Here is a 23,725-nt window from a genome sequence, read left to right as displayed (position 1 = left end):
CAGTCCCCCTTGGCGGTCGTAACAGAGTGATCTTGGATGTGATGTGATCTTGTCGGCGCGTGCAGGACGCGGGCGGCCACGTCCTCGCCCCCGACACCCGCTAGGCCGACCGCACTGCTAAGGCGCCGGGCTGTCGATCACCGAGTCGAACCGCAACCCGCTGGACCCCTGACCGCGCCCGGTGCCCCGCCGCACGCCCAGCCACACCACCACCCGCCCGTCCCGCCAGCGGGTGCGCTGGAAGGACAACGCGAGCCGGGTGCCGGTCTGGGTGACCTCCTCCTCGTTCACGAAGTACGGCTCACCCCGGTCCAGACCCTCGCGCAACAGGTCGGTGCGTGGCCGTACCACCGCGCGCGGCTGGGTCGGGTCGGCCTGGCGGATCGCGCTGGGCAGGGCGGCCCGTTGCAGGTGGATGGAGCGCCGGGTGCTGTCCTGGTGCACCGGTACGAACGGGATCCAGTGCTCCGGCACGGTGTTCATCACCTCATAGGACACCGGGGCCAGTGGCGGACCCGGCGGCTGGGTTGGCTGGTGGCGTTGCCGCCAGGCCACCGATTCGGCGGCGATCTCGCTGCCGCGGCGGGGTTCGCCGGTGGCCATCCGCACGGTCTGTTCCACGCCCCACACCAGGTTCGCGTTCTCATCGCGCAGCAGCACCACCTCCTCCAGCGCCGGGCCCTCGGCGATCTTGGGCACGCTGGCGGGCAGCAGCAGGCTGGTGTCGGCGGCCACCGGTTCGGCGCCGAGGGTGTCCAGGCTGAACATGGACCACCGCCGCCAGTCCTGGTCCGGGCCCGCGTTGGCCGGCTCGACCACCGTGGTGATGCCGAAGGTGTCGGTGACGCTCACATTTTCCAGGGTGGCCAGGGATCCGGCCGGCAGGTCGCAGGGCAGCTGGTACCAGTCGTTGCCGTAGACCAGGGCGAATTCCAGGAAGATCAGCCGGGCCAGGTCGGTGCTGTCCGGGGTGACCGCGGCGAAGTTGGTGCGGCCGTCCTCCACCGCCCACCAGCGCGGCAGCGGCATCCCGGCGTAGCGCACCGGGGCCGGGAACACCGTGCGGCGGAAGGGTTTCGGCGGTCGGCTGCCACCGAGCGGGAGCTTGGCGTCCACGGAGAAGGCGTGCCAGTCCAGGGTGCCGCCGGGGTACTCGCGGGCGGTGAGGGTCTTCTGCCGACCGCCCGCGAGGGTGGTGCCGACGGAGAAGTTGTGTTCCAGATGCGTGCCGTCCCAGCAGTCCTCGCCGGTGGGTCGCAGTTCGGGCTGGACGTTGGCCGGTTGCTGGATCAGCGCGTCGAACCAGTCCCGCAGTTCCAGGCCCAGCCGGGTGATGGGCTGCTTGTGCAGGTTGAGCAGTTCCTCGATGCCGTCGTAGGCGGTGCCGCCGCGGTACTTGATGTGCTCGTAGAGCTGGTAGCCGTCCAGGTAACGCCCGGCCATGGCCTGCATGCTGGCCCACACCTCGGGATGGGCCAGTCGCGGACTGTCCTTGTCCTGCAACGGATCCGGCAGCGCGATCGGGTACAGCTTGACGTACTGGGCCCGGAAGGAGGCGAGCAGTTCGCCCAGGCCCAGCGGCAGGGTGGCGAGCAGTTTGAACCAGCGCCGCCCGATGGCCAGGCGCAGGTCGAAGGAGACCCGTTCGGTGCCCGAGGTGAAGCGCAGCGCCCGCCGTTCGGCCAGTGCCTCCACCGGCAGCGGTTGTTCCGCAGGCAGTTCCACCGGGTTGCCGTCGAAGGGCTTGAACCGGCTGACACTGGAGGCCTGCACGGTGTAGGAGGCGGTGACCGGGGAGCCGCCGTCGGATGCCTGGAACTCGCCGAGCTGCCACTGCCGGGTGAGCAGCCACAGCGGATCGCGGATCTCCGCGCGCAGTGCCCGGTCGAAGTCGGTGGTGCGCGGACGGCCTTCCAGCCGGTTCCACACGCCGACGGTGGGTTCGCTGCGGTTGCCGAGGTCGCGCGGGAAGTCGAACGGCACGGGTTCAGTCATGGTCGGCCTTCCAGCGCAGGTTGGCGAGCGCGAGATCGGTGCTGATGGTGATCTGCTGCCGGGTCGCGGACATCACGGTGGCCGGCAGCAGCTGCGCGTACGCGGTGTCGTCGAGCTGGGCGGGTTCCACCGCGCGGCTACGGGCCATGGCGAAGGTGTCCCGGATGGCGTTGACCAGGTGCGCCCGCTGCCAGTTCTGCGGCGGGTCGGTGACCACCGGCGGGGCGACGAGCAGCATGGCCTGCGGTGGTTCGGAGTCCGGGCCGTCGTAGTGCAGGGCGATGCCGGTGGTCTCGGTCTCGGCCGGGATCACCTCGGTCCACTCGTCCAGCAGCAGCCCGGCCCTGGTCTGGCCGAGCAGCGCGCCGGTGGCGTAGTGCGCGGTGTAGAGCACCTTGTCCTCGGTGATCGCCACCGGCTTGCCCGCACTGTCCTTTTTGAACTCCAGGCCGAGCCAGGAGTCGTTCTCCCGGTAGGGCAGTTGGATCGGGGTGAGCGCGGGTTCCCGCCAGGAGGGGATGCCGAGCAGGCCGGGGCCGCTGAAGAGCACATCGCCGAGGGCGACCGCCTTCTCCCAGCGGCGCGGCTGTTCCCGCACCCTGGCCACGCCGTGCAGCCAGTCGTCCAGCGGGAACTTGCGGGCTGCCAGGTGTTCCAGGAGTTCGCCGCTGTCGAAGTGGGCGTCCCGCCACTGGTCGACCAGGTCCTCGGACGGGGTGAACTCGGGCACCACCAGGACGTCCTCGCCGAGCATGGCCTTGAGCGCGTCGATGGCGGCGGTGACCCGGTCCGGTCCGGGGATCGCGGCGTCGTAGGCCAGCAGGGCCTTGTCCGCCAGGGTGTTCCGCGCCTCGATGTCCTTCTTCAGCTGGGCGGCCCTGGCCAGCAGGTCGCGGCCGAACTCGACCACCCGCAGCTGGAACGGGGTCAGGTCCAGGCCAACCGGGTCGATAGCGGCCAGTGGTGGCAGGGCGGCGATCTCGGCGAACAGGCCGCTCAACGTGACCTTGGTGGTGTTCGCGGTGCGCGCGATGGCGTCCATTGTGGACTTGAAGGTGTTCCGGCGGGTGCCCACGGTGGTGCGCAGGGTGCGCGGCCGGTCCGGGCGCGGGCTGGTGACGGTGGTGCTGAGCAGGCGTTCGGCCTGTTCCAGCAACCGGTATCGCTCCTCGTCGGTGGCCGTGGCGGGCAGTCCGTCGTACTTGGCGATCAGCACGTCGGCTTCCTTGAGCACCGGGTCCAGGCGTTTGGCGGTGCCGTCCAGGGCGGCCAGGAGTTCGGCGAACAGCGTGCCCCGCCACAGGGTCAGCTCGCCCCAGCCACTGCGCACCAGGCCGAAGCGGCCCGCGGTGCCGATGAGGTCGGCGTAGCGGATGAGGAAGGTGTCGATGTTCTTGAGCAGGTCGGCGGTTCTCGGCCCGGCGGGTGGGTAGAGCGCACCGAGGTCGGTGCCGTAGGTGGTGGTGCTGGTGAGCAGGGTGCCAAGGGCCTTGCGGACCGCGGCCGGACGTTCCCTCGGCACGTTGATCGCCGCGTCGGCGGTGCGGTCCACGGTGGCCACGCCCGCACCGGGCACCAGGTCGGTCGGCCGGACCGGGCGGGCCGTGGTGAGCAGTGTGCGCAGCGCGTTGATCAGCGGGGACAGCTCGAAGAAGGTGACCCGCCCGGCGACCCTGGTGGTGAACTCGATCTTCGGCCGGACGTCCGGGCGCGGGGTGTCGGCCTTGAACACCGCACCCAGGATCCGGTCCTCCAGATCGGACCGGGTGGCGGTCTCGCCGACCGGGCGGACCGTCCACAGTAGATCGATGGGTTGCAGGCCGAGGTCGCTCATGGACACCGCGCGGCCGTCGTTCCGCTTGCGGATCGGGTCGAACCAGGTGACCTGGGCGACCAGTTTGTCCGGCAGTGGCAGGAGTTGCGGCAGCCAGTCGTTGACCGCGGGTTCGGCCTGGGCGCGCGGGGTGGCGGACAGGCCGGGGGAGAGGTTGGGCCGCAGGTGCAGGGCGAAGCGGTGGGTGAGCGTGGTGCCGCTGCGCGGGGTCTCCACGATCGCGGGCTCGGGCGGGAACCCGGCCTTGGCGTAGGAGTCCAGGGTGGCCGCGGCGCGTTCGTGGTTGCCGAGCAGGGCCTGGTGGGTGCCCTCGGCCACCGCCAGGTCGGCCAGCGCGTCGTGCAGGTTGCGCAGGTTCTCCACCTCGGCGTGGATCGCGATCAGGTCGTCGTTGGGCGGGTTCGGCGGCAGTCCCTTCTTGCCGAAGGGATAGACCCGGTGCGCCGGGTCGGTGGCCCTGGTGACCGTGCGGTGCAGTTCCAGGCCGTCGATGACCACCCGCGCCTCGTGCTCGGCGAACTCCGGCGGCGCGCCAGCAGCGGGCTGGTCGAGTTTGCCGAAGCGCAGTGGGAAGGCCGCCCGCAGCGGGGCCAGGTACTTGTCCAGTTCGCGTTCGGGGTGGCCTTCGTGCAGGCCGCGCTCGAACCGGTAGCCCAGCAGCGCGGAAAGGGACTGGCCCTGGCGCAGGCCGTCCAGGAGTTCCAGGGCGACCCGGACCCGGTCGGAGCTGAGGTTGACCGCGAACTCGCCGCGTTCGGTGGTGCGGTTGGCCAGGTAGCCCGAGCGCAGCACCGCCGCGGTGCGGGCCTGCGCGGGGGAGGGGGTGTGGATGTAGCCGCCGTTGTCGGTGGGCGACAGGTCGGGTTTGACGTTCTCCAGCCAGCCGTAGGCGCCCAGGTGGATGCCCTGCGCGGCCCCTGGCTGGGCACGCAGTTCGGTGAGGCGTTCGGTGGCCAGGCCCAGCCGCCAGGCATCCAGCCGGTAGGTGGCCAGGTCGAGGTGTTCGGCCAGCACCCGTTCCAACCGGGCGGTCGGGGTGGCCGCGAGGACCTCCACCGCGTCGAGTTGTTCCTTGAGCGCGGCGGTGTCCGGGTTGGTGGCCAGCACGGTGCCGATGTGCTTGGCCACGGTGACCTCGGTGCTGCCGGTGATCAGCGGATCGCTGGAGTACAGGCGGCGGTACCGGCTCTCGCTGTCCAGCACGCCGGTTCCGGTGCTGAAGTGCTTGACGTGCACGAACAGCGGGTCCCGGTCGGCCAGGTCGGTGGGGTCGGCCACCCCGGCGCGGATGGCCAGGCGGCGGGCGGCGTCGGCGAAGCCGAGCAGCACCGCGTGCCGGGCCAGGTAGTACAGCAGTGCGGCCGGCGCGGTCCCGGCGAAGCCGGTCTCGTTGCGGATCGCGGTCAGGTCGGCCTTGGCGTTGGCGGCCAGCCAGCCAAGGTAGTTGCGGCCCTTGAGGTCGTAGGGCCGGATGGGGTCCTCTTCGGACAGTGGCCGGTCGTCGACGAGCGGGGCCAGCAGCGGGTGCTGGCTGTCCACGAACAACCGGCGCAGCAGGTCGGGATCCGGGTTGGTGGCGCCGAGTTTGGTGAGCAGGGCCTGGATGGGCGGGGCCAGCTGCAGGCGGCGCAACGCGTCCAGGATGCCCGCCCCGGCCGCACCCAGGTTGGCCCGGTTGAACAGGTCCTCCACGCTTTGCGCGTACCGCTGGTGGTACTCCGCCGAACCCGGGTGCAGGGCCAGGATGTCCAGGAGCTTCTGGTGCGGGTCGCCGCCGGGCTTGTGCAGGTACTGGACTTTCTCCGCGGCCACCCGGTCCCAGTCGGCGGCCGCGGTGTCCAGGACCTTCTTGAGCGCGTGCCGGTGCGTGTTGGCCGCGGGCCAGCTCAGTGCGCGGAAGTCGGTGGTCGGCACGATGCCGTAGGGCTGGCGGCCGATCTTCAGCACCGGCAGCGGGCCGCGGCCGGAGACGTTGCGGACGAAGAACTCCCTGGTCCTGGCCACGGCTTCGTCGTCGAGCAGCGGGTGCAGGGTGTGCCGCAGGAAACTGCCCCAGGTGGCAGGCCAGAGCGCGATGTTGGCCGCCTTGGCCTCGGCCTGGTCGGTGCCGTCCGCGCCGGGCAGTCCGGGCAACTGGGTCAGATCGAGGCCCAGCAGTCCGGCGAGCTGCGGTCCGTCCTTTGTGGACTTCCAGTCGGCGGCGGCGAAGCTGGCGCTCGCCGCGCGCCGGGCCGCCTCGGCCTGATCGCCGGGACCGGCCGGGAGTTGCTCGGAGTTGTTGGTCGGGGTGCCCTGGGCCAGCAGGCTGAGCCCGGAGGTACTGCGCAGTTGCCGTTGCAGCTGCTGGGTCAGCGCCGCGGCTGTGGCTGCGGCGTCCGGGTTCTCCCGCAGCCCGTACACCAGCAGGGTCGGGATTCCGGCGTCGATCCGGGTGGTGCGGCCGATCCGCACGCCAAGGCCGCGCCGGTGCGCCTCCTCGAAGTTGGTCAGCCACTTCAGCGCCTCCGGCACGTGCAGTGCGCCGGTGTCCTCGTTGATCTTCGGCTTGTCCTGGGCGGTGGGGTCGGGGCTGACCGCGAACGGGCCGAGCACCGGGTTGGTGGTCAGCTCGAAGATCTGGCTGTCACCGTCCAGGGCGAGCACGGTGAACCGGTCCGGCAGCAGCCGCGCGGTGGCCGGGGTGGTCCAGGACTTGGCCGCGATCTTCTCCGGCGGGTGCGGGGCCAGCACCAGGAAGGCCACCACCACCGTGTTGTTCGGGCTCAGCTCGGCACCGTCCACTCCGGACGGTCGCCGGGACCGGATGGTGGCCGCCCTTGGCGAACCGACCGCGGTGATCAGTGCGCGATCGGCCGCGCGGAGCTTTTCCCGGTCGCCGTGCGCCTGCCAGATCGCGGTCCAGTAGGTGATGGTGGGCTGACGGTCCGCCGCGGGCACCGGTGTGCTGGTGACAACCGGCAGCACCACCGCACCGGCGGGCGCGGTGCTGGGCCGCTCGGTCTCGTTGGCGGGCTTGCGTTCGGTGAGCAGCCAGGTGGCCCGGCCCGGCGGGATCCGCCCGGCCAGTTCGCGCCAGGCGGCCTGCTGGGCCACCGTGCTGCTGCCCGCCCGCCACAGCGCGGTCCAGTAGGCGTCCAGGGCGTCGAGTTCGGCCGGGCTGACCTTGGGCTCGAACTTGTCCACCGCCCACTCGTCCGGGTAGATCCGGATGAGCAGTTCCGTCGCGGTGAACCGGGTTTCCAGCCGGACCGGGCCGAGCAGGACCGGGTGCCGGTTACTGAGTGGCGTCGTCATCGGGCAGCATCTCCTGTGCATGTACGGCCATCAGCACCGGGGCCTGGAAGAGGATGTAGGCGAACTCGGCGGAGCTGAGCCCGGCGCTCCAGGGCGGCAGCTGCACGTCTTCGAGGCGTTGCGGCACCTTCTCGTCGTCGTCGCGCACATCGCTGAGCTGCGCCGACAACGGCACCGTCGGGGTGGCCGACAGGTTGAGGAAACCCTTGGGCGGCACCGAGTTGTCCACGTCCGGCCAGGACAGGTCGTTCCACACCTCGACGTCGGGCTGCTTGTTCTCGTCCAGTCCGAACCGCGGGTCGCCCGGCCGTTCCTTGATCACGAAGAACCAGCCGGAGCCGTCCTCGTTCGGATCGGTGGTGCGGCCCTCGGCCTCGGCTTCGGAGAGCGGGAAGCCCAGCAGGTACAGGTCCGGCTCCACCTTGGCCTCGTAGATCGGCAGCCGGATCTCGGTGACCGGGTCAGGCCGGTTGGGATCGGCCAGTCCCACCAGTCTGCGTTCCTGGTCCTTGAGGATCTCGCCGGTGACCGGATCGGTTTGCCAGCGGGCCTTGTGCGCGTAGATGGCCGCGGTCGGGTACTTCTTGAGCAGCTCGCCGCGGATCACCAGCACCAGGTTTTCTTCCTGCGGCCTGCCGAGTCCGGCGTCCCTGGCGTCGTTCTCGCCCAGCTTGGCGGTGGCCGACCACTGGTGGATGGGCTTGATGTCGTAGGTGGCCTCCCTGGACTGGCCGGGCTGCCCGATCGGCTTCCAGAACTGGCGGAACGGGGTGCCGCGCTGGTCGGTCGGGTACTCCCGCCACAGCAGTTCGCGGGCGAGTTCGTGGTTGAGGCCGACCATGAACGCCTCGATGTATGCCTGGTCGGTGAGCAGCAGGGTGATCGTGTTCGGCGGCACCAGCCCGAGGCTGGGCACGAACGCCTCCACGTCCAGGTCCCGCAACGCCTGGTACATCGGCAGGTCGAGCCGCGGGTAGGCCAGCGCCTCGGTCAGCCGCGGGGTCTCGCCGGTGAGCCTGCCGGGCACCTTGACCGAGTCCTGCAACCGCCTGAGCACGGTGCTGTCCGAGCGGATGTTGTCCAAAGTGGACTGTGCGGTGCCGGTGACGCCCAGCGGTGGCCGTTCCGGCACCCTGGCCCCGGCGAAGGAGCCCTGCCAGCCCTGGTAGAGCGAGCTGAGCGCCTTCTTGAAGTTCAGTGCCTCATCGCTGTCCCGGTCCCCGGCCGGGGTGGTCTCCAGGTCGTTGAGGTCCCGCAGCTTGAACAGGTTGTTCTTGGGCAGGCCCGGCACCGGGTCCGGCGGCGGGTCGTTCGGATCGGCGTCCAGCAGGACCGGGGCGCCCTCGACGTCCTTGGGGGTGATCAGCGAGACGGGCTTGCGTTTGGGCACGGCCGCGGTCACCCCGGCCGGATCGTCCATGCGCGGCAACAGTTCCTCTGCACTGGGACCCGCCGCGTCGAGCGCGCCGGGTACGGGCGGCGGGAAGAGCTTGCGCATCAGCCGGGAGGCTGGCCGGGTGGCGCGGCGCATGGCCGGGGACACCGGCGCGCCCGCGATCCGGGAGCGGGCCACCCGGAAGCCGACCGCGACCCGTTCGGCCGGGGCCGCGTCGGTGCCCTCGCCCTCGGCGGTGACCCTGGTGTGCACCGGCGCGGTCCAGGTCAGCTTGCGACCCGGCCGCGGCGTGGCGTCCAGGAGCTGCTCCTCCCGGGTTTCCGGTTCGAAGTGCTTCTGCTGCAAGGAGTGTCCGACCTCGCGGTGCAGCTGGGCGGCCCGGATCCGGGCATTGCCTTCGAGGACCTCGCCGACCTGTTCCCAGGCCGCGGCCATGAACTCCTCCTGGCGGTCCTGCACGATCCGGGTGCCGAAGTTGGCGGCCACCCGGTAGCGCGGGTCCAGGTTGAGCGTGTGCAACCAGTTCGGGTTGGCCGGATCCGGTACCAGCGGCTCACCGTTCCGGCCGGTGAGCAGCCGGGAGGTGAGCGCGGGCCAGCGCCCGTACAGCGGCGGGGTGATCACCGGGTCGGCGGGTTCGGGCAGTGCGGTCAGGCCCGCGTTGGCCCGCACGGGTTCGGTGGTCAGGTAGTCGTCGGCCAGGTTGATCAGCTCGGCCAGCTTCTCCTGGAACGGGTGCGGGAACGCCTCGGCCCAGCGGTCGAAGATGTCCAGCGGACGGTCGGTTTGCAGTGCCCCACCGAGTTTGAGCAGGCCGCGGGTGGGCGCCAGGATCGGCGGCAGGTCGTAGCCGGGGGAGCGGCTGACGTCGATGTCCCGGCGGGCGATCCGCGGATCGGCGAACCGGGGTTCCAGGATGCGCACCAGGTACTCGAAGTCGCCCGCGGTGCCGGTCTGGAAGAACCAGCGGTGGTAGTAGGGCAGCGGCCCACCGATCCCGGTCCCGCTCCAGCTCGGCACCGGTGCCTCGGCCGTGGGGGTCAGGCCCAGCCCGGCCAGGCGGCCGTTCTCGAAGGCGGGCACCAGGAACGCGTGGTAGCCGGTGTTGGGCAGCAGGTGACGCGGGCAGACCAGCCGGGAGCAGGCCAGGTCCGGGTTCTCCCGCAGCACCCGTTCCAGCGCGGCCAGTGGCCCGCCCTTGGCCGGGGCGAGCACCGCCCCGGACAGGTCGCCGTTGACGTGCACGTGCGCCCAGGCCCCCAGTTCATCCTGCGGCGGCAGGGTTTTCGCCGGGTCCAGCACGGTGATCGCGGGCAGTGGCGCGCCGGGAACGGTGATGTCGGTGAACTCATCGCCCTCGCCGGGACTGCTCGCGCCGGCCAGCACCACCAGCGCCAGCCACGGCCGCACCTTGCCGATGGCGTCGCTGTGCTTGGCCGGGCTGTACCGCCAGGGGAAGTCCTCCTCGTAGAACTCGATGTGCGCCAGGTAGTTCGGCTCGAAGTTGGTGATCCAGGGCAGTGGCTCGACCCGGGAGATGGCCCGCCCGTCCACCCCGATCACATCGCCGGGCCCGTACAGTGCGATGTTGCGGGAGACCGGCTTGAAGGGTTTGCTGGGATCGCTGGGGTTGAGCGGTTCGCCCTTGATCTCCAGCTCGACCGGGATGCTGATCCGCGAGTTCAGCACCACCGCGTCCTCGTCGATGTGGGTGGCCAGCCCGGCGCGCAGCCAGGGCAGGAAGGTGTAGCCGCTCATCACGGACCGTCCACTGTGCACACCTCGGTGACCGCGGTGAGTTCGGCGGTGCCCGGCGTGGCCGCGGTCAGTCCGGCCCGCACCACGCCGCCGGTGACCACGACCCGTTTGCCGTCGGCGAGGGCCACCGCGCCCAGGTCCCAGCGGGCCTGCTCCGGGATGCCCCCGTCCCCCCAGGCGCCGGTGGCCAGGTTGAACAGCAACGCCTTGGCGTACCCGGTGTCCCCGCGCGCCCCGCCGGTGCCGCCGATGATGAGCACCCGGTTGCCGCTGACGGCGATCGCCCGGTGCGCGGCCCGGCCGCCGGGCATGGGCTGGGCCACCGGGGTCCAGGTGCCGCCGGTCGGGTCGAACAGTTCGGCGGTGGCCCGGCTGAACGGGTCGAAACCGCCGTCGGGCCGCATGCCGGGTGCGGTGCCGCCGGTGACCAGTACCTTGCCGCCGACCAGGGTGGCCTGGTGCTGGGCCCTGGGCTCGCCGAGCACACCGGTGGTCGCGGTCCAGGTGTCGGCGTCCGGGTTGTAGACCTCGCAGTAGGCCAGCGCGGCCTCCTGGTCCTGCCGGATCGGCACCGCGCCGCCGACCACCAGCACGTGCCCGTTGGGCAGGCGCAGCGCCGCGTGGCCGGTGCGCGCGTCCAGCATGGGTTTCTTGGTGGTCCAGGTCTTCTCCACCGGATCGAACAGCTCGACCCGGTTGAGCGCCTGTTCGGAGTTGCCGGTGCGGGTGGTGCTGCCCCCGGTGACCAGGACCTTGCCGTTGCTCAGCAGCACCGCGCTGTGCCCCCAGCGCGGCCCGGCCATCTGGTTGACCACCGGTTCCCACTTGCTGCTGGCAGGGTTGTACAGCTCGGCGGTGGGCAGTCCGGCCGCCGGGAACTGACCGCCGCCCGCGATACCGCCGATGACCAGGACCTGGCCGCCGGTGAGCGCGGTGGTGCTGTGCGCGCGCCGGGCGGTGGTCAGTTTGGCCAGCGCGGTCCACGTTTCGGTGCCGCTGTCGTAGCTGGCGGTGTCCGCGCGGGCCCCGGCGGCGGTGCCGTCCGAGCCGCCCGCGATCACCACCCGGTCCGGTTTGCCGGTCTCGGTGACCAGCACCGCGCCGTCGGTGCGGCCGCTCCAGCTGCTCGCCACGGGCGCGTCCGGCACGCTCTTCCAGGGGTTGGGACTGGTCATGGCATGTTCCCCTTCACGCGCCCGGTCACGGGATGTAGGTCTCGGTGGCGGCGGTGATCGCGCCGCCGTGGGTGCGGCCGCCGATGATCAGGACCCGGCCGTCGCCCAGTTCCACCACGGCGGCGTCCCAGCGTCCGGTGCGCAGCGCGCCCGCGGCCACCCAGGTGTCGCTGTTCGGGTCGTAGGCGGTGACGTTGCGGAAGCCGGTGCCGTGGGCGGCCAGGCTGGTGCCGCCGATGACCAGCAGCCGCCCGGTGCGCAGGGCCACCGCCCGGTGTCCGGTGCGACCGCCGGGCAGCGCGGCCGTGGTGCTCCAGGCGGTGCCGGACAGGGCTTCCACGCTGGTGAGCCCGTCCGGCCGGTAGGGCGGGTCCAGGTGAGTGGGCACGTGCAGGCGGGGTGCGATCGGGTCGCCGCCGGTGACCAGCACCTGCTTGCCCAGTGCGGTGGCCTGGTGGCCGGTGCGGGGCAGGGCCAGGGCCGGGGCGGCGGTCCAGGTGCCGGAGGCCAGGTCGTAGCTCTCGCAGCTGGTACGGGCGCCGGCCGGGCCGCCGGTGTCGAAGGCGCCGCCGAGTACCAGCACGGTCTTGTCCCGCAACAGGGTCTGGTGGCCGGTGCGGGCGTCCAGCATGGGTTTCGCCTGGGCCCACTTGCCGTCCGCGCCGAGCAGTTCCACTGTGGACAGTGCGCGAGTGTTACGGCCGCCGGTGATCAGGGCTGTGCCGTCGGGCAGCGCGGTCGCGGTGTGCCCGGCGCGGGCGTCCTTGAGGTCGGGCAGGGTCGTCCAGGAGCCGGAGATCGGGTCGTACAGCTCGGCGGATGCGAGTGCCTTGCCGGTGCTGTCCAGGCCGCCCGCGACCAGCACCCGGCCGGTGGCCAGGAGGGTGGTGGTGTGCTGGACGCGGGCGGTGCTCAGGGGTTTGGCGGGTTGCCAGGCGTCCGCGATCGGGTCGAACACCGCGGCCTCGGCCACCGGTGCGCCGTCGGAGCCGGTGCCGCCGACCAGCAGCACCTTGCCGTTGCCCAGCCGGACCGCGCCCGCCCCGGCCACGGCGAGGGGTGCGGCGGGGGAGTCCGACCAGGTGCCGGATTCGGCCAGCGGACCGGCGAGTTCGGCCAGCGGGATGACGTGCAGCGTGTCCGCCAGCCGGGGGTCGGCCTTGATCCACTCGGCCAGGGCGTCCCTGGCGGTGGTGAGGCTGCGGAACTCCGGTTCCCGCAGTGGCGCGCCCAGCGGCGGGAACGCCTGGGTGTTGTCCCGCTTCTTGGTGATCACGTAGCGCTGGTCCTGGATCCGCACGGTCTCCCCGGCGGCGAAGGGCTGCAACTCGCCCGCCCGCTGGGCCGAGAGCGGCGAACGGGCGGTGCTACTGCCCGCGATCAGGTGCTCGAACACCGCCGGGCTGACGCTCACCAGGCGTTTGCGCACCGGTGTGGCCACCGCCTCGGCCGCCGACATCCGGGCCACACCTGGGATGCCGCGCTTCTTGTCGGTGATGATCTCCTCGTAGCGCGCGCTGCGCCGCACCACCAGCGAGCTGAGCAGGTTGGCCTCGCCCGCGGCCAGTTCCAGGCCCGCGTTCTGCGTTTCGTAGGCGGGCCGGGACAGCTTCTCGGCGTCGTCGAGTTGCTGGAACTGGGCCATGGCGAACTTGTCGCCGGTGCTGGCCACCCGGCGCAGCCCGCTGTCCTTCTTGGGCTCGAAGGTGAACCGGTTGCCGTCGCTGGGCGCCTGCTGGCCGACCTTGTCGATGCGCACGTCCAGCGGCAGTGCCCGCTGCCGGATGAACAGGCTGCCCAGCGGGTGCAGCACCAGGTTGTCCAGGGGGTTGGCCGGGTCCAGCGTGCGCAGGGTGACCAGCGCGCGGGTGCCGCCGGAGGGCAACCGGGTCTCCCAGCCCTCGGTCTTGACCAGTTCGGCGCCGAGCAGTTCGAGCACGGACACCGGCGGCAGTGTGGTGTCCCGCTTCTCGCCCCAGCTGATGTCGAAGTCGGCGGAGATCTCGAAGAACAGCAACGAGATCGAGCCCCGCCCGGATGCCCGCCACGGTGCGGGCCCCTCCAGCTGGAAGCGCAGATCGATGCCGAACAGCCCGACCCCGAACGCCTTGAGGCTGACCCCGGCGGAGATGGAGATGACGAAGGAGAACGGGGAGAACCGGAACAACGCGTCGAAGGCCAGGTGCCCGTGCAGGCCGAAGTCGCTGAAGCCAAGGCGCAGTTCGGCTTTGGCGCCGAACTGGGCGGAGTTGCTGGTGATGGCGAAGTAGCCGGAGACCCGGATCAGCGCGGTGGGCTGGTTCAGGATGTCCACCGACAGCCGCGGCGGCACCGGGAACGGCAGCGGCGGCGGGGTGAAGGAGGGGTGGAAACCGCCGACGGTCAGCACGAACTCGGGGTTGTCGCCCCAGGCCACCAGCAGGCCCATGCCGCCGTCGATGGTCATGGTCAGGATGCGCGAGTCGAACAGCTGGGCGTAGAACCACAGTCGTGACTTGTCCGGCTCGAACGCGCCGACGAAGGCCACCTGCACCTGGATCAGCGGCAACGCCTTGTGCGGCAGGATGCACTTGAGCACACCCAGGATGGCGATGGTGCCCGGCGGGATCTCCACGATCACCCCGAGCGAGACACTGACCAGTGTTGGCGTACCCCAACCGATCTTGGCCATCGGCCCGATCAGGAAGGTGCCCTTCTCCGGCGGGAAGAACCGGCGCAGGTCGGAGATGATCCGCGGCGCGTTGGCCACCACGTCCTGGGGGAACATCACCGATTCGATCGACCCGGTGCGCACGCCCTCGGTCAGCGCCTGCAGGTCCATGCCCCGGTTGAGCCCGATCAGCCCACCCACCGCGAGCAGCGTGAACCCGTAACCGAGCTGGATGCCGCCGCCGCCGAACTCGGTGGCGATCACGATCAACAGCGAGAACCCGCTGTCCCCGTCCGGGAACCGGGTGCTGATCAACCCGATCGCGTTCAGTTCCAGGAACCCGGCGAACTCCAGCGACAGCGCGCCCGCGTACTCCCCGCGATCAGGATCGGCGTAGAGGAACCCGCCGCCGGCGATCAGTCCGGCATCCACCGACAGCCCGATCCCGTTGGGCGCCTTGAACCGGAAGCCCACGTCCGCCGGCCCGAGGTTGCCGCCACCGCCGGGGAACCGCACGTCCGCGATCACCCCAAGCCGTTGCACGGTCGCCTTGATCGGCCCCAGCTCGGCCTTGAACGACCCGGACAACTCCACCGGCGCCGCGTCGTCCTTGATGCCCACCCCGATGAACAGCGTGGTGATCTCGATCGGCCCCAGCCCGACATTGATCGGCAACGCCAGGTCCAGTGATCCACTGCCCTCCAGCCGCAACCCGGTCGAGGGCGACCACAGCGCCCGCAACTCGAACTCGGACTCGATCTTCGCCCCGCGGGTGATGGTCTTGATGAACCCGTCCGCCTTGGACAGGTCGATGACCACCCGCCCGCCGTCGAGGCGCAGCTGGACGGTGGGTTCGGCGCCGGAACCGGCCTGCACCCGCAGGCCGAGCGCGAAGCGGGCGATCTCCAGCCGGGAGGCGCCGGTCTGGCCGAGCAGCACGATGGGTTCGTCGGTGGGGCGCTTGGCCTCCAGGGACACCTCGGCGTCCAGCGCGCCACCGGCGCCGGGTTCGATGGAGATGGCCAGCGGCGGGGTGATCCGGCCCTGGATCCGGCCGGTCAGCCGGGAGCGGCTGGTGAACTTCAGTGTCCACAGTGGACCGAGTTCCACCGTGTGGGTGAAGTCGGCGGTGGTCTGGGCCTGGGTCTCCAGGCGCAGCGAGGGTGGCGTGGTGCCCCGGTCCACGGCCAGTGTGCTGCCCTCGGCCTGGAAACCGCGGGTGCCGTCGGGGAACCTCAGGTGCTGGAAGCCGCGGTGCTGGGCGGCCAGGTAGTCGGCCAGCCGGACGAACAGCTCGGAGCCGGTGAAGTCCGGCTCGCCAAGGCCGAATGCCTCCCGCAGCATGGTCGCCGGATCGGTGACCAGCTTGAGCAGCCGGTCGAAGTGCAGCACCCGGTAGCGCACCGGCACCACGGTCGGATCGGCCGGGTCGGAAGGCACCACCACCCGGTCCACGATGCCCAGCACGGCCAGCAGGTCGGCCAGGGTCTGGTTGGTGCGCTCCAGGTGGGTGACCGCGGCGTAGTCGATCAGCCGCTTGGGCAGCGCCCTGACCTCCCGGACCAGCCGCTGCTTCTGCGCCGGAGTGAGCCCGGCAGCCCCGGACACCACCGATTCCAGCGCCGGACCGAGCGCGTCCACCGCGCTCAGCGTGGACTTGATCGCCCCGAGCAGCGTCACACCCTCGGCGAGGATCGCGGGGGCGTCCCCGGAGTTGATCGCCCCGGCCAGCCGCTGCACGATCGGCGCCAGCCCACCGGCCTGCACCACCACCGTGCCGATGGCCCCGGCCGCGTTGCCCAGTCCGCCCGGCGCCCACACCCCCAGCTCGCTCAGCAGGAACTGCTCCCGGGTCTCCGGCGCGAGCCGATCGGCCAACGGGCGCAACGCCTCGCCGAGTTCACGGGCGAGCAGTTCCAGGGTTCCGGCGGTCATCACGCCTCATTCCGGGGCAGCTGGTCGTAGTCGTCGGCTGGCACCCCGGGCACGGCGAGCACGAACTCCCGGTACTGCGCGATGTCGGCCCGCAGTTCCGGACCGGCGAACGGGATCAGCTCGTCGAGCAACCGGGCCAGCCCCGCCGCCACCGGCTTGCCGCCCAGCCGCGCCGGAATCGGGATCCGGTGGCACTGTTCGCTGTGCAGTGCCAGCCGCACCAGCTGCGGTCCGTGCAGCCGCAGCCAGGCCACCAGCAGCCGCCGGTGGAGGTGGATCAGGCGCTGGATCTCCGGCGCGTGGGTGCCGATCAACTTGCCAAGCAACCGCCCGGCCTCGGTGTGCTCCACCCTGGCCCGCAACGCCGCCAGCAACTCGGTCACCGGTTCCTGGGCGGTGACGTAGGCCGCGGTGGGCAGCACCAGCGGCTCGTCCGCCAGCGCCGTGCCCGCGCTCTCCTTGGCCTTGTTCACCGCCTTCTCCGCGTTGACCTTGCCCGCGCCCCAGCCGCTGTCCGCCGGCGGCGGGTCGGACACGCCGTCCGGCTTGTCGCAGGTCTCCCTGAGGAAGCGGGCGATCTGCTCGTGCGAGAGGTTCTTGTTGGCCTCCAGCATGAGCGCGACCACGCCGGTCACGTAGGGGGCGGCCTGACTGGTGCCGCTGAGTTCGACGTAGCGCCCTTTGCCGTTGCCGCGGGCGAGCGCCTTGGCGGAGAGGATGCCGATTCCCGGCGCGCTCACATCGGGTTTGGGGACGGTCCGGGGGTCGGTGGTGGGGCCGCGCCCGGAGAAGGTGCCCCTGGTGCCGGTGGGACCGTGGTAGGCGCCGACGGTGATCACGTTGTGCGCGGTGCCCGGGTTCTCCACCGTGGTGGTGGGATCCTGCTTGCCGAACTCGAACAGGAAGTGCCGGTCCTGCCCGGTGTACATGCCCCAGATGTGGTACGGGGTGCTGGCGTTCTGCAGTTGCCGCAACACCAGCAGCCAGTTCCCGGCCTGCACGGTGCCGTTGGCGCGGGGCCGGACCTTGAGCCAGATGTGCTGTTTGCCGCTGGTGGGGTTGCTGATCGTGGAGGAGGCCTGCACGGCGTGCCCGGCCAGGGTGACCGCCACCGGCGGCGGATCCGGGAACTTCCCGTTGGCCGGGTCGGGACCGGTGCCGGGCACGATCGGCGTGGCCAGGGTGGGCCCGAACCCGGGGAACCGGCCGGCGGCGCCGCCGGGCAGCGGAACGGCCAGGTCCAGCGAGATCCGGCCGGGACCGGCGTACCAGACGTGCAGCTCCAGCAGTTTGTCGTGGTCGTCGGGCACGATGATGGTGTGCTTGTTCTCGGTGTTGGCAGGCACCGTGCCCACGGTGTGCATGCCGCCCCTGGGCTGCTGCTTGCTCTTGAGGTAGACGTCGTCCTCGGGGTCGACCTTGTCCGCCTCGTTGCCCGCGGACACCACGATCACCCGGCCTTTGGTGCCCACGACCAGCTTGTCCAGCTCCCGTTCCAGCCTGCTGGTGCCGTCGTGCGGACCGTCACTGCCGCCGATGCTCAGGTTGGCCACGGCGGGTTTGGCCAGGGTGCCGGGTGCTCGCCACGGCTGGTCCAGGATGAACCGGATGGCCTCGACGATCTCGTCGTCGTCGCCGAGACTGGTGCGCACGGCAACCAGATCGGCCTGTTTGGCGATGCCCACCACGGTGTCGGCGCTGGAGGAGTCGTCCAGTTCCACCGAACTGCCCGCGGCGATGCCCATCACGTGCGTGCCGTGCCCCGAGGCGGCGTCCCTGGAGTAGAACGGGTCCACCCGGTCGGTCAGCGCCTTGTCGATCTCCTGCTGGGTGTACTCGCGGCCGAACTTGATGGTGGGCGTCCAGTTCGTGCCGCCGGGTTGCACACCGACCGAGTCGAGGTTGTACGGGTCGAAGCCGGTCGCGGCGTAGCGACCGACGAAGTCGATGACCAGATCCTGGTCGGGGAACGGGCCACCGCTCACCTGCACATCGGCGGCCGGGATCCGGCCGGGCTGGGTGAGCTGGGCCTGCAACGTCTCCTTGGTCAGCGGAATCGCCAGCACGTCGGTCTGGAACTTCTGCGGCGCGCCGGGCACCGTCCAGCTGAACCGCACCGTGGACCCCGGCCCGACCGGGCCGTCGTGGCCGATGGTCTGCCGGGTCGTGATCACCTGGTCGAGCAGTCGCACGATGCGGGTGGGCCCGGTGGGGCCGTTGCGGAACGCGGGGTGGTGCACGTCGATCCCGCTGTCCACCACACCGACCACCACACCCTTGCCGGTCTGGTCGGGCGCCGCTGCCTGCCGAGGCGGATTTCCCATCCGCGCCACCTCCCCCAGCTCGTGACCGAGACTCGGGGCGCGCACCGGCGAGGTCAACCGATCGGCGGAGTGACTGCCTCAAAGGGTGCCCGGCCGGACAGTGGCTAGCTCCCCGGCGGCAGGTCCAGTTCGACGGTGCCGCCGGTGGTCGCGGTGACGGTGCCCGCGGTCTGCTCGGCCAGCCACTGCCGGAACGCGTCCACCCCGGACTCCGGCACGTGCACGGTGAGCCGCACACTGCTGCCGTACCCCACCTCCGCGATCCGGTGCCCCGCCGCCCGCAACGTGTGTTCCAGCCGCCCGGCCTCGGCGTGCGCCGCGGTGATCTCCAAGGTGCGGAACAGACCTCGCCGGAGCGTGCCCACCGCGTCCACCGCCTCCGACACCGCCCGCCCGTAGGCCCGGACCAGTCCGCCCGCGCCGAGTTTGGTGCCGCCGAAGTACCGCGTCACCACCGCCACCACATCGGTCAGCTCCCGCCGGGCGAGGACTTCCAGCATCGGCACCCCGGCCGTGCCGGCGGGCTCCCCGTCGTCACTGGAGCGCTGTGCCCCGGAACCGAGGCGGAAGGCCGAGCAGTTGTGGCTGGCGTCCCAGTACTCCTTGCGCACCCCGGCCACGAACTCCGCCGCGGCCTCCTCCGTCTCCACCCTGGCCAGGCTGCACAGGAACCGGGATCGCTGGATCTCGATCTCGTGCACGCCGTCGCGGGCGATCACGGTGGTGGACGGGGTGTCGGTCATGCCAGCACGGTACGCGGTCGAGAGCAGGGATGATCGTCTCGACCGGAGCCCGGGGTCCTCCACGCCCGGCCTCGGCGCACTTCGCCGGGGAACCCCACCGCGACCCCGCCCGCGGCTGGCCTGGCCGGCCCTGTTTGGGCCGGACTACCCCTTCTTCGGCAAAGCGGGCGGCTCGACCCTGTTGCTGCCCAACGGTGTGCGGCCGGGGACGGTGCGCGTGGCGCCCAACGGTGTGGCGGCGCGGATCGAGGTGCCCCCGGACGGGCAGTGCGATCGGATCCGGGTCGGCGGGCGGCGGTGTGCTTCCCGGTGTTCCCGTGTGCGCACCCGGTGCTGCTCGCCCGTGGTGACACGCCCAACGAGGTGGCGCTGTCGTGGGCCGGGGACCAGCAGGCGAACTTCCGGTTCCGGCGGTCGGTGCTGGTCGCGACCGATCTCTCCCCGCTGGACTCCACCGGCGACGGGCCGCACGACCAGGCCGTGGCCTTCTGGCGTGACGGACGGTGGTGGAAGCTGCATCGCTTCTGCGGCGGAGAACACCCTCTACCAGGATTCGTCCGCGGTGCCGGGCACGGTGTCCAGGCAGTACGACAGCACCAGGGTGCTCCTGGGCGGTGACGGCGTCCACGGGCCGGGGAGCTGGCAGGCGTTCAGCCGGCGGTGGCCGGAACCCTGGATGCTCCGGACCGGCGGCATCGAGCCCGCGGCCGGGATCGCGGTGCCGCCGGGGGAGCAGGTGCTGCGGCTGATCTCGCTCGGCGGCACACCTGCCTTCCTGGTGCGGGACGGCGACCTGATCCGGGTCCGGGACGCCGACGGCGTGCGCACGGTGACCGAGACCAGCGAACCGGTCGAGGTGCACGGTGAACTGCCCTGGATAGCGGTGCAACGCGCACCGCACCTGGTCGAGGTGATCGACCTGGGCACCCGCGAGGTCATCGACCGGATGCGCGCGGCCACCCCGGCCTGACCCGCCGGGCCGGGGTGCGGCCAGCGAGCATCCGGCGTGCCGGGCCGGGGGTAGTCGGCAGACCTGAGCGGGCTCTGGCTGGTGCCCTGGCTGGCAGACCCCCGCTGGGTCGGCCAGGAGCCCTGGCAGCGGACCTCGCCGGGCCGGGGCGACTTCCTGATCAGCGGGCCTCCGGCACCCCCGGCTGGTCATGCGTGGCGCAGTGGATCCCGCCGCCCCCGCCCGCGATGTTGTTGATCGCCACCGGCACGATCTCCCTCCCGGGGAAGTGCTCGCGCAGCACCTGCTGGGCCCGGTCGTCGGCCTGGCGGTCGCCGAAGCGGGGGACGAACAGCGCCTTGTTGGCCACGTAGAAGTTGACGTAGGAGATCACGCTGGTGTCGCGGTAACCGGCCACCTGGTCCGGGTCGGGCTGGACGAGTTCCACCACCTCCAGCTTCTTGCCGTTGGCGTCGGTGGCGTCCTTGAGCACGGTCTTGGCCTGGGCCGCCGAGCGGGACCAGGAGTCCGGTGGGGTGTCGGGGGCGGCCTGGTCCAGCAGCACCACGCCGGAGGCGGCGAAGCGGACCAGGGAGTCCACGTGCGCGTCGGTGATGTCCTCGCCGCGTACCCCGGCGAACCAGATCACCTTGCGCACGCCGAGGGCCTTCTTCAGTTCGGCCTCGATCTGGTCGCGGCTCAGCCCTGGGTTGCGGTTGTCGTTGACCATCGAACTCTCGGTCACCATCAGGGTGCCCTGGCCGTCGGTCTCGAACGAGCCGCCCTCGCCGACCAGCGGGGTGGACACCCCGGGAACGCCGTACTTGGCCAGCACCGCGGCGGCGACCTTGCCGTCCCGGTCGTGTTGCTGCTTCTTGCCCCAGCCGTTGAAGTGGAAGTCCACCCCGGAGACCTTGCCGCCCTCCTCGACGAAGACCGGCACGGTGTCCCTGGCCCACAGGTCGTCCACCGGGATCGGCACCACCTCGACGTCCTTGCCGCAGGCCCGTTGCGCGGCCTCGGCCTGCTCCGGCCTGGCCAGCAGCACCACCGGCTCGAACCCGGCGATGGCCTGGGCCAGGCGGGCGATGTCCGCGCGCACCCCGCCCAGGTCCTCACCCCAGATGCCGGTGGAGGCGGGCCAGGACATGAAGGTGCGGGCGTGGGGCTCCCACTCGGCGCCGAACCGGCGGGACGGGGGTTCGGCCGCCTTCTCCGGTGTGCCGCTGGGGGTGCTCGAGGGGGCGGGGGAGTCCGGGTTCGAGCAGGCCGAGACGAGGGCGAAGGCGCCCAGGCCGGTCAGGCCGTGCAGCAGGGTCCGGCGGGACATCGGGTTCGGTCGCAAGTGCTCTCTCCACTGTGGGCTGGTCGGCGGTCAGCCATTTACTGAAATTTCAGTCAGTCTACCGGACTCGGGCGACAGTCGCGTTCAGGTGGGGTTGGGCACGCAGCCCGCCCCGGTGGTCAGGCCGAGTTCGCGGCGCACCGCGTCCAGGTAGGCGCAGCCGTCGCGCTTGTTCGGTTCGACGTAACCGCCCTCGTGCCACTCGTTCCAGGCGTAGAGCGAGACGAAGTTGTCCACGGTGGACGGCCGGGTGGACTCGGCGATGTCGGTGCGCACGTTGTCCAGCAACCGCTCGAACCCGGGCAGGTCGGCGTCGGGGTACCAGCGGAAGCGCTCGCGCAGCTTGGCCGGATCCGGGCCGGGATCGGGGATGGAGATGGCGATCCGCGGCCGCTCGTCGAAGTCCGAGGTCGCGCAGCGCACCAGCGTGCCGGGGTAGTTGCGGAAGAAGCCGCGCTGGTTGTCGGCGTAGCGCTGGTAGGAGCGGGACTCGTCGAACTGGCCAAGGCAGTCGCTGCCGTCGAAACCCGCCCCGGCAGGCGGCACCCCGTTCAGCGTGATCAGCACCTCCTCGCCCAGCTTCTCCCTGGCCCGCGCCCGGATCGCGTCGGTGAACCGGCGGGTGTCGGCCACGTGCGGTGCGGTGGCGGTGCCGTTGCCGACGCCGCGGGCGTCGCACACACCGATGATCGGCCTGCCGTCGTTGGCGCGCAGGTAGTTGGACTTGGTGAGATAGCTGTCCACGATGGTGTTCGCGGCCTTGGTGATCTGCTCCAGGGGCAGCTTCAGCGAGACCGGGCCGTCGGACCAGGGGTGCAGGCAGGTGAGGATGTTGAAGTCGATATCGGTGCGGTTGTTCGCGGCCAGGTAGGCGCGCAGGCCCTCGATGTAGTTCTCCGCGCCGCCGTCGGCCGGGTTCCAGTACCAGTAGAAGCTGAAGTACCGCAGTCCCGCGCCCGCGGCCTGGGCGACGTGCTTGCGCAGGGTGTCCGGGTTGGCGTCGTCGTAGTAGCCGATGGCCGGTTCGCGGTCGGTGAAGTCCTCCTGCGGCCAGTGCCAGGCGTTGCGCGGCACCCCCGACCCGGCGAAGTCCCGCAGCCCGCCCCACCAGTCGTTGTCCCGCTGGTAGACCCGCTTGACCCCGGCGATCAGGGACTGGTTGCCCTTGGCGTCGAAGGTGCCGAAGTAGATCGCCCCGGTCCGGTGGAACGCCGGCCGGACATAGCCCAGCGGCCCGTCGGTCCGGTACCCGAGCGCGAGGAAGTCGGCCTGCCTGCGCGCGGGCACGGCCCGCCACTCGGCGCCGTTGGACATCCGGTACAGCACCTCGGTCCCGGCCTGCCGGTCTGCCGCCGCGTACCCCAGCACGCCGCCCTCGGTGAACTTCCCGGAGTCGAGCAGGCTCTGCCGCTCACCGGCCGAGGCGGTCAGCAGGTACGCCGACCGGTCCGCCACCCGCAGCCGGTACACGGGCTGGCTGCCCGGGAACGCCTGGCGTCGCAGGAAACCGAGCCGGGTGGACTGCCGCGCCATCCCGTACTGACCCTCGGCGGCGTTGCCCTCGGCCTGCGACAACGTCCAGAACCAGCCCACCTGGCCCGCGGTGCGGTACTCCAGCAACGGCACCGGATCGGTGACCTTGCCCTCGGCGTTGGCCGCCACGCCCAGCGCCTGCGGGGCGGTGAGCAGGGAGGTCAGCAAACACAGCACGAGCAGGGCGCAGCGTGTGATCACGGATGCAGCTTCCCGGCCGCCTCCGCACCCCGCAACCCGGCCGTTCGTAGCAGGCCGACGGCGAGCACGAGGATCGCGATGGTCAGGACGGTCCAGGTGGGGAACAGGTTCCCATCGTGGATGAGGCTGGGCAGGCTCGGCGTCGCGGTGCCGGTGCTCCCGGCCGGGTAGCCCGGCTTCGGGTCGGCGACGAACACCCCGGCCACCACCAGCCCGATCCCGAACAGCCCGGTGCACAGCGGTGCGGCCACCGCGCCGCGGCCGGGGTTCAGCACCGTGCGCAGGCCGAAAGCGAAGCACACGGTGAGCAGGCCCGCGGTGACGAAGTTGGCGATCATCAGCCAGCCCCGGTCGCCGTTGGCGAGTTCGCTGCCGAAGTGGTGCAGCGGGTGGTACCCCGGACGGGTCAGGCTGTCGAAGAGCAGGACGAGGACGTACAGCGCGGGACCCAGTCCGGCGAGCAGTAAGAGCCGGGTTCGCGGGGTGAGTGGATTCGGCATGCGGAGCCCCCAGGTTGATGGCTGTCTACGGTGTAGACGCACGCTACACTGTAGACAGCGATGGGCGGCGAGCGGTGGGTTTCGCGTGACATC

11 protein-coding genes are annotated in these 23,725 nt (G+C 71.4%); 1 reads left to right on the top strand and 10 read right to left on the bottom strand.

The genetic code is table 11. The features are described from left to right. Positions 1-117: 117 nt before the first annotated feature. The 7 genes from HNR67_RS28680 to HNR67_RS28650 form a co-directional block, all read right to left on the bottom strand. Complete coding sequence (locus HNR67_RS28680; RefSeq protein WP_185005312.1) at positions 118-1,995, bottom strand: hypothetical protein; 1,878 nt, start codon at positions 1,993-1,995, stop codon at positions 118-120. Further along, a complete protein-coding gene (locus HNR67_RS28675; protein ID WP_185005311.1) occupies positions 1,988-7,123 on the bottom strand; it encodes a hypothetical protein in 5,136 nt (1,711 codons plus the stop codon). The genes HNR67_RS28680 and HNR67_RS28675 overlap by 8 nt, the downstream gene beginning before the upstream one ends. Further along, the gene (locus tag HNR67_RS28670) at positions 7,104-10,277 is read right to left on the bottom strand and encodes a hypothetical protein (protein ID WP_185005310.1); all 3,174 of its coding nucleotides are present in this window, start codon (positions 10,275-10,277) and stop codon (positions 7,104-7,106) included. Before HNR67_RS28670 ends, HNR67_RS28675 begins: the two co-directional genes overlap by 20 nt. Further along, the gene (locus HNR67_RS28665) at positions 10,277-11,452 is read right to left on the bottom strand and encodes a Kelch repeat-containing protein (protein ID WP_185005309.1); all 1,176 of its coding nucleotides are present in this window, start codon (positions 11,450-11,452) and stop codon (positions 10,277-10,279) included. The genes HNR67_RS28670 and HNR67_RS28665 overlap by 1 nt, the downstream gene beginning before the upstream one ends. Before the next feature lie 25 nt (positions 11,453-11,477). Next, positions 11,478-16,037: a kelch motif-containing protein gene (locus HNR67_RS28660; protein WP_185005308.1), complete on the bottom strand. Its 4,560-nt coding sequence runs from the start codon at positions 16,035-16,037 to the stop codon at positions 11,478-11,480. Continuing rightward, the gene (locus HNR67_RS28655) at positions 16,037-18,361 is read right to left on the bottom strand and encodes a S8 family serine peptidase (RefSeq protein WP_185005307.1); all 2,325 of its coding nucleotides are present in this window, start codon (positions 18,359-18,361) and stop codon (positions 16,037-16,039) included. The genes HNR67_RS28660 and HNR67_RS28655 overlap by 1 nt, the downstream gene beginning before the upstream one ends. Positions 18,362-18,465: 104 nt before the next feature. Then, a complete protein-coding gene (locus HNR67_RS28650; RefSeq protein ID WP_185005306.1) occupies positions 18,466-19,104 on the bottom strand; it encodes a YigZ family protein in 639 nt (212 codons plus the stop codon). A gap of 493 nt (positions 19,105-19,597) precedes the next feature. Between HNR67_RS28650 and HNR67_RS28645 the strand changes: the two genes are divergently transcribed. Then, complete coding sequence (locus HNR67_RS28645) at positions 19,598-20,074, top strand: hypothetical protein (RefSeq protein ID WP_185005305.1); 477 nt, start codon at positions 19,598-19,600, stop codon at positions 20,072-20,074. A 160-nt stretch (positions 20,075-20,234) separates the two neighbouring features. Here HNR67_RS28645 and HNR67_RS28640 read toward each other — a convergent pair whose 3' ends face one another. The 3 genes from HNR67_RS28640 to HNR67_RS28630 form a co-directional block, all read right to left on the bottom strand. Next, positions 20,235-21,398 carry an agmatine deiminase family protein gene (locus HNR67_RS28640; protein ID WP_221490090.1) on the bottom strand — a complete coding sequence of 388 codons (1,164 nt, stop codon included), beginning with the start codon at positions 21,396-21,398 and terminating at the stop codon, positions 20,235-20,237. Positions 21,399-21,482: 84 nt separating this feature from the next. Then, positions 21,483-23,132: a glycoside hydrolase family 99-like domain-containing protein gene (locus HNR67_RS28635; RefSeq protein WP_185005304.1), complete on the bottom strand. Its 1,650-nt coding sequence runs from the start codon at positions 23,130-23,132 to the stop codon at positions 21,483-21,485. Further along, the gene (locus HNR67_RS28630) at positions 23,129-23,632 is read right to left on the bottom strand and encodes a DUF998 domain-containing protein (protein WP_185005303.1); all 504 of its coding nucleotides are present in this window, start codon (positions 23,630-23,632) and stop codon (positions 23,129-23,131) included. The genes HNR67_RS28635 and HNR67_RS28630 overlap by 4 nt, the downstream gene beginning before the upstream one ends. Between the last annotated feature and the right edge of the window lie 93 nt (positions 23,633-23,725).

This window comes from Crossiella cryophila, from assembly GCF_014204915.1.
In the GTDB taxonomy this organism is placed as follows: domain Bacteria; phylum Actinomycetota; class Actinomycetes; order Mycobacteriales; family Pseudonocardiaceae; genus Crossiella; species Crossiella cryophila.
Note: the sequence above shows the minus strand (reverse complement) of the source record. Positions and strands in the feature narration are given on the sequence as shown.